We start from the raw sequence: 13,201 nt of genomic DNA on the forward strand, positions 1-13,201 counted from the left end.
GGATTCAGGTTCTGCCTTTTTACTATCAATCCATAAATCGTCCCATCATAATAGTGTTATAGAATTTTCCGTCAGCAAGAATCTTATCATTTTTTAATATTCCCTCGATCTCAAAGCCAAGCTTCTGATAAAGGGTGATAGCTTTGTCGTTCGTTTCGAGGACATTTAAAGTGATTTTTTGGATACCGTTAGCGTCGGCCCAAGCAATCGATTCTGCTAAAAGATTTTTTCCAATTCCATAACCCCAATAATCCTGCAGCACACATACTCCGAACTCGACTTTATGAGCGAATCTTGCTAATGAATGGCCTTCGCATCTAGAGAACCCAACGATTTGATTATTAACTACCGCGATTAGAAATAAGTTTCTTAGTTTCTCTGAATCAGATAGGATAAGCTGCTGAAACTCTATTTCGTCTATAAAAGCCTCCCCTGGTTCTCTGTCTAAATTCTCGGTCTCACCATCAATTTGTACTCTTAATTTGGACAATGTCATAGCATCCGTAGTGATTGCAGATCTTATGGTGTAATGGATGCCTTTCACGGTAAATGTTCGTTGATCAATAATCATTTGTCCTCCGTTACTACTGGTGATTTTAGAAATATAGCTTCGATACCCTCGATAATACGAGTATAATAACCCACTTCATGGGGTACAAAATGGGTCATGTCTACATCCTGCTCAATGGTAATTCTATGTCCATGCGGATCGATTTGAAAACCGTTGACTTGTAGACTATGTATTTCTCCCTGCCAAAATTTGCGGAAATCAGAGAACTTTGCTTTGACAATGCCGGCGACCTCTTCTTTTTGTAGCTGAAAATCTTCTAGGCGATAGGGATTGTTATAAACAAAGACATGCGCTCGTTCATTATCGATAAGGTTTTCTTTTTTCATACTGTAAGGAATTGTTCCTAGCGGGATCAGGTCTTTTAAGGATAAATCCAGTCCCAGCTCTTCATGAACCTCGCGTGTTCCATCTTCTACAGTTTCGTTTGCTAGCAAATGTCCGGCGGCCGTGATGTCCAGTAGTCCCGCATAATCTTGTTTCTGTTCACTCCGAAGTTGTAAATAGATATAGGGTATTTCCTGATCTTTGCTTATAAACCAGCAGTGGAAAGTCTCATGCCAATGTCCTAACCGATGTACCTCTTCACGTGGAGCCGTACCTGTTCGGTTGCCTGCTTCATCAAAAATGGTAAGTATCTCATTATGCATAGAAAAGCTCCTTTGTGATGATTTCTTCTTTCTAAAGCCTATCATAAAAACGTTCGAATTACCCTAAATGTTAGGGAGGTTCTTATTGACAACCGCTAGAATGAAATGTATATTTTTGGATGTTAATCAAAGGAGGAGTTAAATGAATTTAGTAACCATGAAGCAGAAGGATTTGGACACTTTAAGTGATGAAAGATTAGGATGGGCCTGTATGGAGCCTACCTTTCAGCAGATTCGCGCAAAATCACCATCGATCAAATCCGAAGTGATCTCAAAGCTCACAGATGGACAGAAAGCACTTTGTATGTTCAGAGTAATGCATGATCACAGCCGTAATTCCGAAGGGGAGTACTATGCTTGGATTTCTTACATGCAAGACCTGCCGGGGTATTGGACAGGGGTGATGGGAGGCATACGATTTTTTGGCGACGATCCGATGATTCTTTTGCTTCAGGAAACAAAGGCATTTCTCGAAGAAAGAAACAATCGATTAGGAATACAGTGGGTTGATGCTACCATCACGGATCTCGATCGAGATCCTGAGTTGTTGAATGAGATGAGTGGTTTATTTGAACGATTTAAGAACATAGCCGAAGATAGCCACAGGTTGATTGGCGAGTATATTCGGGCACATCCGGGAGAATTTGTGGAGATAGAAGGCTAATAATTATGAAAAAAAGTAAATTATTTTTATTGTTTCTTATAGTAATAAATCTGCTTCTTTATGGAGTTCCCTTATATCACAGTTATAATTCATTTCAAAATCTTGTACTGGATCGAATCGATGCTACTCAAATCACCTCCATTAGAGTTCTTAAGAGTTCTAATGAACAAGAAATTAAAGTGGATGACCCGAAAGAAATTGAAAAGATCATACATGAGTTTTCTGACGTGAAATTAAAAAGAAGTGATGCATCAGAACGACCTGCGGAGACCTATTGGATAAGAATATATGTAAATAAAGATCAGCGCTTTGGAATGACACTCTATGGCACAGATTACTTGTATTTCAGCGATCGATCTAGTAATAGTAAGTATCACTCTGGAAATTTTAAGATTACTAGTAAATTTGATGGGGAATCCATTACAAGCTTGTTTAAGTAAAAATAACCCGCTGCCACAGGCAGCGGGTTAAATATTTCAGGTTATTTATCTAGCCATCCATCCGCCGTCAACATTAAGAATATGACCATTCAAATAGTCGGATGCTGCGGAAGCTAAGAATACAGCAGGACCTTTAAGGTCATCAGGTGTTCCCCAACGTGCAGCTGGAATACGATCTAAGATAGCATCCGAGCGGCTTTGGTCAGCACGGATCGGCGCTGTATTTTCAGTCGCCATGTAGCCTGGTGCAATCGCATTGATGTTCAGACCGGAGCCTGCCCATTCATTGGCAAAAGCTTTAGTAAGACCTGCAACCCCATGCTTACTCGCGGTGTAGCCAGGGACATTGATTCCGCCTTGATAGGAGAGCATAGAGGCGATGTTAATGATTTTGCCGGATCCTCTTTCCAGGAAGTGGCGGCCAGCGATCTGAGACAGAAGGAACACTGTGTTCAAGTTCAGGTTAATAACATCGAACCAGTCTTTTTCACTATGGTCTTTTGCAGGAGTACGGCGGATCATTCCTGCACAGTTCACGAGAATGTCAACATGACCAGTCAGTTCAAGTGCTTGGTCAAATGTGTTTTGCAGGTTGCTATGATCACTTAAGTCAGATTCGATGCTAACTGCTTTTACACCAAAAGCTTTTGCAGCGTTTACGGTTTCTTGACTTGTATTAAGCGATACGGATGCAATATCCGCACCTGCTTCTGCGAAGGCAAGGGCAATGCCTTGTCCAAGACCTTGAGCAGCACCGGTTACGAGTGCTGTTTTACCTGCCAAGCTGAATAATGATGATGACATTATAAATTACGCCCCTTTGATTTAAATGAATTTGATTCCGTTATTACTCACATTCAATGGCAATGCCTGCGCTGCGGAACTGTTCTGCCGTTTCGGGAGAGAGTCCTTTATCTGTCAAGATAACGTCAACTTCCTGCAGAGAAGCGAATGTACGCAGCGCAGTTTGGCCGAATTTATGATGATCCACAACCGCGAACACTTTACGGGCAGTAGACACAAGGGCTTGCTTAAACTCAATTAAATCTCCTGTATAAATAGAAAGTCCATGTTCGATATGAACAGCTGTCGAGGACAGAAATGCTTTTTGAATATTAAGTTGTTGCACATAGGAGACGGCTTCAGGGCCGGCCAACATATTGCGGACACGGTAACCTCCGGGAACGACGAGACGAATATGATCTTTGGGAACCAGTTCGCTGATGATGTATACATCATTGGTGACTACCGTTAGAGGCATATTGTCCAGGCGTCGGGCAATTTCAAGCGTTGTGCTCCCGCCATCAAGAGCTATAATATCGTCCTGTTCAATATGAGCAAGCGCGCGCAAGGCGATCTCTGTTTTTTCGTCGGAATACTTATCCAATGGATCCTTAGAGGGCAAAATACCAAACTGGTCGCTTTGTGCCAGCACAGCTCCGCCATGTACACGTACGATCAGTCCTTGCTCCTCCAGCTTGCTTAAATCCTCACGAATTGTTTTTCCCGTAACTTGTAGCTTATCGCTCAGTTCATTCACCGTTACATCTTTTTGGTTCAGCATAACTTCCATAATCATCTCATGTCGTCGTATCGGGTTCATCCGCTTGCCTCAGCTTTCCGTAATTGATTAAAATTATAAGAAAGTTTAAGTTTCACGCTAGACTCTTCCTTATAATTCTCGCACAAACGCTTATCGTCCTTAAAAGGACGCCGAAGGCGTTTTAGCTTGTCTCTATTGTAGTTCTTTCATGGATACGGGGTCCATATCATCATATCTTTTATTATCGCCAGCCATACTCCAGATAAAAGTATAGTTATGAGTACCAACACCACTGTGGATGGACCAACTTGGAGAAATAACCGCTTGTTCGTTTTGCATTACGATATGGCGAGTTTCATTAGGCTCTCCCATCAAGTGGAACACAACGGAATCGTCCGGTAGATCGAAATAGAAATAAGCTTCCATCCGGCGTGGATGTGTATGTGCTGGCATCGTATTCCACATGCTACCTGGCTTCAGTTGAGTCATACCCATAACTAGCTGAGCACTTTGCACGCCGTTTGTATGAATGAACCGGTGAATGGTACGCTCGTTGGAGTTCTCCAAACCGCCCATCGCACCAGATTCGGATTCAGCCAGAGTGGTTTTGGTAGTTGGATAGGACTGGTGAGCAGGCGCAGAATTCAAATAGAATTTAGCGGGCTTGGAAGCGTCTGCACTTTTGAAGATAACATCTTTAGAACCTTGACCGACATACAGACATTCTTTGAAATCTACTTCATATTCTGTACCATCGACAATAACCGAACCTTTACCGCCAACATTGATGATCCCCAGCTCACGGCGTTCCAAGAAGTAAGTAACTCCAAGTTCTTTAAGGTCAGTTGTAAGTGCAACTTCTTCCTTAACAGGATTAGCACCGCCAACGATCATGCGATCCTCATGGGTAAGTACAAGTTTCAGTTCATCTGGTGCAAAAATGACAGGAATGTGGAATTCCTTACGGAGGCGATCAGTGTCAAACTGCTTAACTTCATTAGGGTGGGATGCAAAACGTCTTTCCATGGAATATTCAATCTCCTTCACAAGCATATTTTCGTTCGTATAAGTACAATTTACTCCATTTATGTTCATATTACAAGTGTTTGTTTTTATATGTTGGTTCATTTTAGTTTATTTTTAAGTTTTAATAATTGCCAAATGAACGAAAAGTGTGCACAATAGATCTAAAATGCTTAGTTCTCATTTATAGGATTGTTATCATACTATTGAAAATTGAGATGTGGGAGGTTGAACTTGAATGCTGGAGTCGAATGGTATTCAGAGTACTTATCAGGACCGTCAACAAGAAATCATTATAAGTATAGCGCTGGAAGCGCAGAGACGGCCTCTGCTTGAGAGTGGACTCTGGTTCCACGATGATGTGCGAAATAACTTTTATTATGCCTCATATCTTTTTGCAGCTGCAGTAGATGATTCTTTGTCGTTGCCTTTTGACCGGGAAGAAGCGAAACAGAAGGCACAGGATGTGTTACTAGAGACATTAATGCTACAGAATCGTCAACCTGGCACGGAGCTATACGGGCACTGGCCGCTTGGATTGAATCCGGTTCCACGTGAGGCTTCGCCGCATGAATTGCCTGTGGAAATTATGGGCAGTCTGATGGCCTACTTTTGCAAAAGATATGGTGGAGCACTAAACGCTCAACTTCGCATTGTCCTGAATACAGCATTTGGACACATTTATCGGAGTGATTTCTACCGTAAGCCGGTAATCACTTTTGGACATCATGAAGCGAAATATACAGCAGCAAAGCTGATTTTTGGCACTATGTTTGCAGATGATGTGCTCGTTGAGGATGGTCGGCAAAGTTTGAAGGACACATTGACATACATCCGCTCTAAGGGTATGCCAGAATACGGCAGTCTCCCGTGGTTCTGGCATTGGATACAAGCGTTTACCTGCGCTTTGGAGCTTGTCCCAACAGAGGATACGGATTTAATAACTACTCTTAAAGACATGCTTGATCATCTTTGGAAGGTAAGAGCAGAGTTTTATTTACATGGTGCTTGGGTGGGTGCACATTCTAGAGGTTGGCCACATGATGTACCAGGGGATGCTAATGTGCTTCATGACTATGTTCAGTTCGGGGACTTCAAGCTTTCAGAGGCAATGCCACGCACGGAATACGCTGGACTCCTATTCTATAAAGCACCAGATGAGGCTTTAACAGCTGCAATGAATCGGCGGACGCCAGTGGAAACCACCAAGATTACACAGAAGGTAGTCCCAGCAGATCCGAACGCTCAACCGTTGCTTCATTCCTATGCCTATATTACAGAGGATTTTGCAGCAGGCGGGATGTGGGAACGAGTAGAGGAATTTGATAATGAACAGCTCCGTTGGACTTTCTCTCTGCCTGTGAATGGAGAAGGAGGGTCCAACCAGCTATTTTTCTTCCATCCAGGTCAAGGCTACAATGAGGGAGATCCTCGCCATCAGAGCCGTTATATGGAGGTCCTCTATCACAAGAATGTAGTTATTTCTTTATTTCCCATTCCTCAGGGGGAAAAGAATACGATCATCGGTGTTCTTCCTCATGGGGAGTGGATGCAAGACCCGAACGCCTTATTCGGTCAGGTTGGGGATGTCTATTTCGCAATATATTTATCTCAATCGTACCAGCTACAGGAACGTCCGGGATACATTGAGGTAACCGTTCAAGGGATGCCGGGTGGGGTGATCGTTGAGGCGATCGGTGTTAAGGAGTCTGCAGAGCGTGGCATCATCGGACTGGATGCATTCGTAATAGCAATGGCCCATAATGAACCCCAATTTGAGATGGAAGGCGGCTTGGCGGCTCATTATACGACCAGTAATGGCGATAGATTGCATTTGAGTATGAAGAGCGAGTCAGAGCAACCGCGAGCTTTGCTGAATGGTGTGAAGATCTCTTTGGAGAACTATACGGTTTAATAAGAACTCAACATAGTTGTGAGTTAAGTTTGGATGGAGTCGACCTAAAGGTCGGCTTTTTTATATTATAAATGCGCATACTATGCTATAGCTTCAATTGGAAATTTACTCCTAATAAAAACCAGCTTTCCTTTATGGGCAAGGCTTTCGTAATCTTATTTGAAATTAATTACATTAATCTCTAATTTTATGAGAGACATTTATCACAATAAAGGTTAATATCTAAGTGAGACATATGAATGAATGCGCTTTCTTAAATCCGTTCAAACCTAACTCAAAGAATGCGAGGGATTTACTGTGACAGGAACTGAATTTCGTGTAGAAAATGATTTTCTAGGCAGCAAACAAGTAGATAAGAACGCATACTATGGGATTCAGACATTACGCGCAGTAGAGAATTTTCCAATTACGGGTTATAGAGTGCACAATGAATTAATCAAAGCGATGGGGATCGTAAAGAAAGCCGCTGCGCTTGCAAATATGGAAATCGGCAGGCTCTATCGTGGGCTTGGAGAAGTTGTTGTGAAAGCAGCAGATGAGATCATCGAAGGTCAATGGCACGAACAATTTATTGTAGACCCTATACAGGGTGGTGCAGGTACCTCGTTAAATATGAATGCCAATGAAGTCATTGCTAACCGAGCATTAGAGCTGCTTGGTCATGAAAAAGGAGACTATCGTCATTTAAGTCCCAACTCTCATGTGAATATGGCGCAGTCTACAAATGATGCATTCCCGACGGCTATTCATATTGCGACGCTTTCTCTTCTGGAACAACTGCTTGTTACAATGCGCAGAATGCATGAGGTGTTTGCAGACAAAGCCAAGGAATTCGATCCGGTTATAAAAATGGGACGCACGCATCTACAAGATGCGGTGCCGATTCGTCTGGGCCAAGAGTTCGAGGCTTATCGCAGAGTACTTGAGAGAGATATCAAACGTATTGAACATACACGTCATCATTTGTATGAAGTGAATATGGGGGCAACGGCTGTAGGAACTGGATTAAATGCTGACCCTCGATATATCGAAGTGGTTGTAGAGCATTTGGCTGAAATAAGTGGATTGCCGCTAGTTACTGCAGATCATCTTGTGGATGCTACGCAAAATACAGATGCATACACAGAAGTATCTGCTGCCTTAAAAGTCTGCATGATGAACATGTCAAAGATTGCTAATGATCTTCGACTCATGGCCTCCGGCCCGCGGACAGGGTTTAATGAAATTTCACTACCTGCTCGCCAGCCTGGTTCCTCCATTATGCCAGGTAAAGTTAATCCGGTTATGGCAGAGGTCATCAATCAGGTAGCTTTTCAAGTGATAGGAAATGACCATACAATCTGTCTGGCTTCCCAAGCGGGTCAACTGGAACTGAATGTTATGGAGCCAGTTCTAGTGTTTAATCTCATTCAGTCCATCAGCATCATGAACAACTCCTTCCAAGTCTTCACAGATTTCTGTCTGGCTGGTATTGAAGCCAATAAAGAGAAGCTAGAGCGGGATGTGGAGCGGAGTGTCGGAATCATTACTGCGGTTAACCCACATTTGGGCTACGAAGTGGTTTCACGTATTGCTCGTGAGGCGATTTTGACAGGAGAATCTGTTCGTGAATTGTGCCTTAAGTATAATGTGTTATCCGAGGAAGAGCTCAATCTGATTCTGGACCCATACGAAATGACGCATCCAGGAATCGCAGGCTCAGCTTTATTGCAGAAGCAATAGGGGATTACCTAACCGTTAATCGCTGACTTTGTCATCCATGTCCAACGATATTTAAAAAGAACCTACTTCAACGTTAGTTAGAAGTAGGTTCTTTTTGTGTTTCAGGCTTACAGGAAAAAGAATGAGCGTAATAGACCACGTTTTCTTGGTGGAGAGGGTAACCTTGCAGTAGTAACGGGATGGGAAGCTTCATTAGATGTGAAGGCGTTGCCTTTTGAAACTTGCATGGGTTCTAGGGTTGCCGCTAATTGTTTGATCATTATCCGCAGATCCTCAAGCTCCTCACGCTGCTGAAGCAACTGTATCATGACTACTTCGTCGGCTTTTTGATCGAGTGTACGTTCAATATAATGAATCCGGGATAATATATCTTGCATAGGCTCAGCGTCTGTGGGATGAAGTGGATCTTGCGGTGACGTGGACATCTGCTTTTCATTCGAGTCAGTTAATTGAATACTCTCTAGTGGTTCTCCGTGATTAATGCGGTCTTTAATATGACTAAGCAAGCTGATTTGCTGCTCTGAGAATGTATAGTGGCCAAACCGGTCTTTTGGGAAAAAATCAGGGAACATAGCAGCCCAACGTTTGATCGTAGTCTGGCTAACGGACAGCAGCTCTGCGGCATCCTTTGTTTTCAGAATTTCCATTTTGATTCCTCCAGTTCAGGTAGTCATGTTATGAGTAATTCGTTGTTCAATTGCTGCTCCCTGCAAGGTTGACAAAGGAAGTGCGGATTCGATAAACAAAGTGTAATTACGAGCAATCTCACCATTCTTGTATTTCACTATCTTGCTTTTACATTCTAGAATGAGTACAGATGACCCAGTAGCGGGGTATACTTGGTTTAGAGGTGAATCGTATGGATAAGAGTGGAGAAGTGGAAAAGATGACTGAGGAGCAATGGCAGGCTATTTTGCAAAATGATGCAGCTTATAACGAAAAATTCTTTTATGCAGTGAAGACTACGGGAATCTTTTGCCGACCTTCCTGCAAGTCCAAAGCACCTAATCGAGAGAATACACGTATCTTTCAAAATGCAGAACAAGCATTAGAATCTGGATTTCGTCCCTGTAAAAGATGCAAACCAACGGGTGAGCGGCTGCCGGATAAGGAATGGGTGGCTGTAATGACTGAATATATCGACAAACATTATCATGAACCTCTTACTCTTGAAACGCTGGCAGAAGTCTGTCATGGAAGCCCTTATCATCTGCATCGAACCTTCAAGAAAGTAACGGGAATCACTCCAGTGGATTATATACAGCAAAAGAGAATCGATCAGGCATCTGAATATTTGGTTACCACGGATCGGGATGTAGCTGATATTGGATTACATGTGGGTCTGCCAAATACGTCGTATTTTATTACCTTATTTAAGAAAAAGACGGGGCTTACCCCAATGAAGTATCGACAGCTTAACAAATTAGAATTAACGAATCATTCTGAATTATTCTTGGAGGTACAGAAAAATGGAGAGTAGACCAAGTGCAATCATATACTGGACATTGCTAGCTTATAAGGAATGGAGTTTCTATATCGCAGCGTCGGAGAAAGGATTAAGTTATGTGGGGTCGCAGCAGAAGCCATTCGAAGAAATGAGTGACTGGATCAGCCGTAGATTTCCTGAAAGTAAACTGGTGCAGGACGATGAGAAAATGGTTCCATTTGTACAGGAACTGATCGAATATTTGCAAGGGGTACGGCAGGCATTCAGCATTCCTTTTGACTATCGTGGGACTCCATTTCAACTCGCGGTGTGGAAAGCGTTATGTGAAATCCCATATGGACAAACGTGGTCTTATTCGGACATCGCCACACATATTCAAAAGCCTGCTGCAGTACGCGCGGTAGGGACGGCCATAGGTGCAAATCCGATACTAATTACGGTGCCCTGCCACCGAGTCATTGGCAAGAATGGAACATTAACTGGCTACCGCGGGGGATTAGAGATGAAGACTAGGCTGCTTAATTTGGAAAGTGGAAAGAGTGCTCTAGAATTATGAATATTGAGATCCAGTACAAAACCCCAAAGACCTTACTAAATAAAGGGACGGGTTATCTGAACGGATATAGTCATTCTTTAAACCCATATACCGGCTGTACTTATGGCTGTTCTTATTGTTATGTGCGTCAAATGCCTGTTTCACTGTTTCGCCAAGAGGAATGGGGAACGTGGGTAGATGTCAAACAAGAAGCTGCAGCTATCTTACGCAAAGAACTCCTGAAAGCAAAGTCCAAAGGAACGGTCTCCATCTTTATGTCCTCTAGTACAGATCCATACCAACCGATAGAGCACAAGGAGCAGGTAACCAGGGCTTTGCTGGAGGTTATGGTGGAGACCCCGCCCGATTTTCTGTTCGTGCAGACGCGCAGTCCGCTCGTACGCAGAGATATAGATTTATTATTACGCTTAGAAGACAAGGTTCGCGTGAGTATGACTGTAGAGACGGATCGTGAAGATATTCGCAAAAAATTCACACCAAGTGCTCCGCCCATTTCAGCAAGATTAAAGACACTGAAATTACTGCGTGAAGCGGGCATTCCTGTTCAAGCAACCATCGCTCCGGTATTGCCAAGCAGCACTTCTTTTCCAGAGATCCTAAGGGGTTTGGTGGATAGGGTCTGTATCGACGATTATTTTATGGGAGATGGCAGTGGGGGCAAACGGACACGGAGATTAGGTATTTATTCCCTTTATGAAGAGCTGCAATTGGAAGAATGGTACGATCCGGCGGCTTATCGCAGGGTGTACGATGGACTCCAGAGTGTTTTTAATGAAGATGAGCTTTTCTTGAGCCAGAAGGGGTTCGAGCCTTAAACTGAAACATGATATAATAAACGAGAGCATTCATACTTAGTATTTTAAAATACTTAATACCTGTAATCGCTTATTGGAGGAGTAGAGTGGCAAAAGCAAAAGTGGCCAAGCGGCCCACAAGAGATGAATTTGTACTTGAGGAGCTAGGCAATCAGTTAGTTGAAGCCAAGCAAGAAGGTTCTGAGATTTTATTGACTGTATGGGGAAAAGAAGAACAGGTGCGCGGAACGATTGTAGAAATGGACTCGCGGACAGGAAAAGTACACATCAGTAAAAACGAAGGTATCGAAAAAGTTCCGTTTATGGATATTATGCAAGTTAATTATCCCAGAGATTAATGGGAACGCAGCAATAAGAGGTCCTGTGAGCCATGTTGGCTTTGGGGCCTCTTTGACCATATAGTATCGAATAGATTAAAGAGAGGTAGATCAGATATGGCAGTAACCAAAACCAACGCGATGCGAATGCTAGATGCGAAGAAAATTGGATATGAAGTGTTTGTTTATGACAACGAGGATGGACTAATCCATGGTACGGCAGTTGCGGAGAAGATTGGAAAGGCGGCAGAGACGGTTTTTAAAACTTTGGTTGCTCATAGCGGAGCAAATCTTTATGTATTTGTTATACCGGTTGCTGAGGAGCTGGATCTCAAAAAGGCGGCCAAGGCCGCCGGAGAGAAAAAGATTGAGATGTTGCCAGTGAAGGACTTGCAGAAGTGGACGGGTTATATCCGTGGTGGATGTTCACCAGTCGGTATGAAAAAGCTATATCCAACGTTCATTGATAGCAACGCAGAAAGTCAGGAAACGATAGCCGTTAGCGCCGGAAAAATTGGTCAACAAATGGATGTATCACCGCAGCTTCTTGCAGGGGTAACAAATGCAAAATTCACAGATCTAATTAAATAGATGAGCAACAAGAAGACCTAAATACTCCTTCAAGGCTGTGCCTGTAGTCGAGATGGCACCTGGCGAAGGAGTGAACTTTGAGGGTTGCAACGAAAATTCAGCGCTGGCGATATAATCTGTAGGAAAAGCTTGCGCTGTTAGCCCTGCATTCTTGAAGTGCTGCATCGAGCGGGGCATATGAAACCCTGATGTGACTAGTACAGGACGCTTAAGTCCCATCTCTTGTAGGATTGCGGCGGTATTTACAGCATTCTGCTCCGTGTTAAGAGATTGATTGTCGGTCAGGATATCCTCTTCGGGGACACCGAGTCCAAGGAGTTGTCTTTTGGCGATATCCGCTTCATTGCCGCTGTCGGAGAAGACTTGTCCACCAGAGAATAGGATGGGTAAACCACTTGCATTATGTAGTCGTACAGCTGTAATTAGCCGATTCGCTGCTGATCCATATAAGTTGCCCTCGCCATCAATATCCGGTGTCCCAGAGCTTGCACCTCCACCAAGCACAACGATGACATCTCCTTGCAATGTATCCGGTTGAGGATATTTTCGTTCTAAACCTCCGATTAACGCATCGCTGACTAAGGAAGTCATGGAGAAATACATAAGCAGTGTAACGCCAAGCAGGACAAGCGCAGGACGACGGTTCTTTTTCCATAACCAAATGACAAGACCGAGCAGAAGTAGGATGAAAAGTCCTGGAGGAAGCACAAAGCTGTATACAAATTTGATGATGTAAATCAACAGTATCAACCGCCTTCGTAAAGTATGAGTTCAGGTTGTATTGTAACATGAGTTGGGGGGTTCGAAGTTGCACAAAAGACCGAAACGGTCTTTTTTTATTTGATGAGAAATCTAATCTAGAACTAGATCGGGAACAGCTTTAACAGCTTTAATCTATTGGGTAAGATAGTTAAATAATATTTTTCTAAACTACCCAACCTTTTTAGTTT

Annotated in this window: 16 protein-coding genes; 9 read left to right on the forward strand and 7 right to left on the reverse strand. The window is 43.1% G+C overall.

Going from position 1 to position 13,201, the window contains the following annotated elements:
• Window positions 1–25: 25 nt before the first annotated feature.
• Both MKX60_RS31300 and MKX60_RS31305 read right to left on the reverse strand, forming a co-directional pair.
• The gene (locus tag MKX60_RS31300; protein WP_076286213.1) at window positions 26–571 is read right to left on the reverse strand and encodes a GNAT family N-acetyltransferase; all 546 of its coding nucleotides are present in this window, start codon (window positions 569–571) and stop codon (window positions 26–28) included.
• Window positions 568–1,218: an NUDIX hydrolase gene (locus MKX60_RS31305; RefSeq protein ID WP_341062066.1), complete on the reverse strand. Its 651-nt coding sequence runs from the start codon at window positions 1,216–1,218 to the stop codon at window positions 568–570. Before MKX60_RS31305 ends, MKX60_RS31300 begins: the two co-directional genes overlap by 4 nt.
• Window positions 1,219–1,360: 142 nt before the next feature.
• Between MKX60_RS31305 and MKX60_RS31310 the strand changes: the two genes are divergently transcribed.
• On the forward strand, window positions 1,361–1,882 hold the full coding sequence (locus tag MKX60_RS31310; protein WP_341062067.1) for a hypothetical protein: 522 nt from the start codon (window positions 1,361–1,363) through the stop codon (window positions 1,880–1,882).
• A 5-nt stretch (window positions 1,883–1,887) separates the two neighbouring features.
• Window positions 1,888–2,322, forward strand: a complete 435-nt coding sequence (locus tag MKX60_RS31315; protein WP_076300612.1) for a DUF5301 domain-containing protein — start codon at window positions 1,888–1,890, stop codon at window positions 2,320–2,322.
• A 45-nt stretch (window positions 2,323–2,367) separates the two neighbouring features.
• Here MKX60_RS31315 and kduD read toward each other — a convergent pair whose 3' ends face one another.
• The 3 genes from kduD to kduI all read right to left on the reverse strand — a co-directional run bounded on the left by kduD (window position 2,368) and on the right by kduI (window position 4,891).
• Window positions 2,368–3,126, reverse strand: coding sequence for a 2-dehydro-3-deoxy-D-gluconate 5-dehydrogenase KduD (gene kduD / locus MKX60_RS31320; protein ID WP_042189303.1), 759 nt, complete (start codon window positions 3,124–3,126; stop codon window positions 2,368–2,370).
• Window positions 3,127–3,169: 43 nt separating this feature from the next.
• Window positions 3,170–3,925 carry a DeoR/GlpR family DNA-binding transcription regulator gene (locus MKX60_RS31325; RefSeq protein WP_076286209.1) on the reverse strand — a complete coding sequence of 252 codons (756 nt, stop codon included), beginning with the start codon at window positions 3,923–3,925 and terminating at the stop codon, window positions 3,170–3,172.
• Window positions 3,926–4,057: 132 nt separating this feature from the next.
• Window positions 4,058–4,891, reverse strand: a complete 834-nt coding sequence (kduI, locus tag MKX60_RS31330) for a 5-dehydro-4-deoxy-D-glucuronate isomerase (RefSeq protein ID WP_076300614.1) — start codon at window positions 4,889–4,891, stop codon at window positions 4,058–4,060.
• Window positions 4,892–5,126: 235 nt separating this feature from the next.
• On the opposite strand from kduI, the gene MKX60_RS31335 reads away from it, so the two are divergent.
• Both MKX60_RS31335 and aspA read left to right on the forward strand, forming a co-directional pair.
• Window positions 5,127–6,803: a hypothetical protein gene (locus tag MKX60_RS31335; RefSeq protein WP_341062068.1), complete on the forward strand. Its 1,677-nt coding sequence runs from the start codon at window positions 5,127–5,129 to the stop codon at window positions 6,801–6,803.
• Window positions 6,804–7,100: 297 nt separating this feature from the next.
• Window positions 7,101–8,525 (forward strand): aspartate ammonia-lyase, encoded by a 1,425-nt coding sequence (aspA, locus tag MKX60_RS31340; protein ID WP_042128747.1) that lies wholly within the window; start codon window positions 7,101–7,103, stop codon window positions 8,523–8,525.
• A gap of 107 nt (window positions 8,526–8,632) precedes the next feature.
• Here the strand turns inward: aspA and MKX60_RS31345 are convergent, their stop codons facing one another.
• Window positions 8,633–9,172 (reverse strand): MerR family transcriptional regulator, encoded by a 540-nt coding sequence (locus MKX60_RS31345; RefSeq protein WP_076286206.1) that lies wholly within the window; start codon window positions 9,170–9,172, stop codon window positions 8,633–8,635.
• 212 nt (window positions 9,173–9,384) lie between these two features.
• Between MKX60_RS31345 and MKX60_RS31350 the strand changes: the two genes are divergently transcribed.
• The 5 genes from MKX60_RS31350 (at window position 9,385) to ybaK (ending at window position 12,251) form a co-directional block, all read left to right on the forward strand.
• On the forward strand, window positions 9,385–10,005 hold the full coding sequence (locus tag MKX60_RS31350) for a bifunctional transcriptional activator/DNA repair enzyme AdaA (protein WP_341062069.1): 621 nt from the start codon (window positions 9,385–9,387) through the stop codon (window positions 10,003–10,005).
• Window positions 9,995–10,528: a methylated-DNA--[protein]-cysteine S-methyltransferase gene (locus MKX60_RS31355; RefSeq protein WP_076300618.1), complete on the forward strand. Its 534-nt coding sequence runs from the start codon at window positions 9,995–9,997 to the stop codon at window positions 10,526–10,528. The genes MKX60_RS31350 and MKX60_RS31355 overlap by 11 nt, the downstream gene beginning before the upstream one ends.
• The gene (locus MKX60_RS31360; protein WP_341062070.1) at window positions 10,525–11,343 is read left to right on the forward strand and encodes an SPL family radical SAM protein; all 819 of its coding nucleotides are present in this window, start codon (window positions 10,525–10,527) and stop codon (window positions 11,341–11,343) included. Before MKX60_RS31355 ends, MKX60_RS31360 begins: the two co-directional genes overlap by 4 nt.
• An 86-nt stretch (window positions 11,344–11,429) precedes the next feature.
• Window positions 11,430–11,681 carry a YolD-like family protein gene (locus tag MKX60_RS31365; RefSeq protein WP_042189285.1) on the forward strand — a complete coding sequence of 84 codons (252 nt, stop codon included), beginning with the start codon at window positions 11,430–11,432 and terminating at the stop codon, window positions 11,679–11,681.
• A 96-nt stretch (window positions 11,682–11,777) separates the two neighbouring features.
• Window positions 11,778–12,251: a Cys-tRNA(Pro) deacylase gene (gene ybaK / locus MKX60_RS31370; RefSeq protein ID WP_076286202.1), complete on the forward strand. Its 474-nt coding sequence runs from the start codon at window positions 11,778–11,780 to the stop codon at window positions 12,249–12,251.
• Here the strand turns inward: ybaK and MKX60_RS31375 are convergent.
• Window positions 12,240–12,992: a YdcF family protein gene (locus tag MKX60_RS31375; RefSeq protein ID WP_076286201.1), complete on the reverse strand. Its 753-nt coding sequence runs from the start codon at window positions 12,990–12,992 to the stop codon at window positions 12,240–12,242. The genes ybaK and MKX60_RS31375 overlap by 12 nt on opposite strands.
• Between the last annotated feature and the right edge of the window lie 209 nt (window positions 12,993–13,201).

Source organism: Paenibacillus sp. FSL R5-0914 (genome assembly GCF_038004525.1).
Lineage (GTDB): Bacteria > Bacillota > Bacilli > Paenibacillales > Paenibacillaceae > Paenibacillus_AQ.